The organism is Finegoldia sp. BIOML-A4 (genome assembly GCF_009679635.1).
GTDB lineage: Bacteria > Bacillota > Clostridia > Tissierellales > Peptoniphilaceae > Finegoldia > Finegoldia magna.
The window spans coordinates 1-1,109 of record NZ_WKZC01000023.1 but is presented as its reverse complement, the minus strand read 5'-3'; the positions used below and the strand labels follow the sequence as shown (position 1 = coordinate 1,109).

The window sequence follows — 1,109 nt, the reverse complement described above, 5'->3', positions numbered from 1 at the left end:
TCTAACTCCCATTTTGTAGATGAATAATCTTCTTTTAGTTTTGCATTTTCATCTTGTAATCTTTTTAATTCATCTTTAAGCTGAGTAATTTCTGCTATTAGTTCATCATTGTTAGAATTTTTAAGTTCCTCAATTTCTTTATTCAATTGAGCAATCTTATTATCTTTATCTCTAATCTCTTCTTCTAACTTAGACTTTTCTTGTTTTAGTTTCTCTCCATTATCTTTGCAAGATTCTAATTTTTCCTTTAATTCATCTATCTTTGATTGGTCTTCTTGTTTCTTATCATTTAAGTCTTTGATCTGATTTTCTAAATCCTTAATGTTTTTAGTTAAATCATCAATCTTATTGTCCTTTTCATCAATATCTTGCCCTGTTAAATCTGTTTGAGTATCAATGGAATATTTATTTGGATTGTATATAGTCATCTTTCCTTGATACATATCATTGTTATAATCAAATTCAAGTTCTACACTATCTACATTCTTATCAAAGACAAATTCTCCATTTTCATAACTTAATCCATTAGGAATAGATTTGAATCCTTGATTTCCGTTGAAACCAAAATGATTTTCGTAAAATGGATTTTGTTTTGGTCTATACTCAACTTCTTGATCATGGAATACTCCCTTACTGTTAATATTTGGATTGCCTAAAACTTTTATAGTGTGCAATTTATTTCTTGAAAAAGCATATTGTTCAATTGTCTTCACAGACTTCGGTATAGTTATTTCTTGAAGATTATTTCTTTCAAAAGCATTATGTTCAATATTTACCAAAGTATCAGGTAAAGTCACTTTTCTAAGTCCACAATTGAAAAATGCTAAACCACCAAGATAAGTTAGACTACTTGATAGTTTTACCTCGTCTATACTTGCTTCGTAAAAGGCAGCATAGCCTAAATGATTAACAGAATCAGGAATAATTACTTTATCCCAATGTTTACCACGTCCAAATTCTCTTTTATATCTAAGTTCATCGTTTGAATGACTTAAAGAATAATTTCCATTTATAGATTTCGTTCCTTCAGGAAATACTAGAATATTTGTCTTCTCTTTCTTTTCTAAGCCCTTATCACTAAAGGCAATTATATTTCCCTCAGAGGAATA

1 protein-coding gene is annotated in these 1,109 nt (G+C 28.6%); it reads right to left on the bottom strand.

The window, feature by feature from the left end; genetic code table 11:
* The coding region (locus GKG01_RS09010) for a leucine-rich repeat domain-containing protein (protein ID WP_154274631.1) at positions 1–1,109 on the bottom strand (1,109 nt) is incomplete at both ends.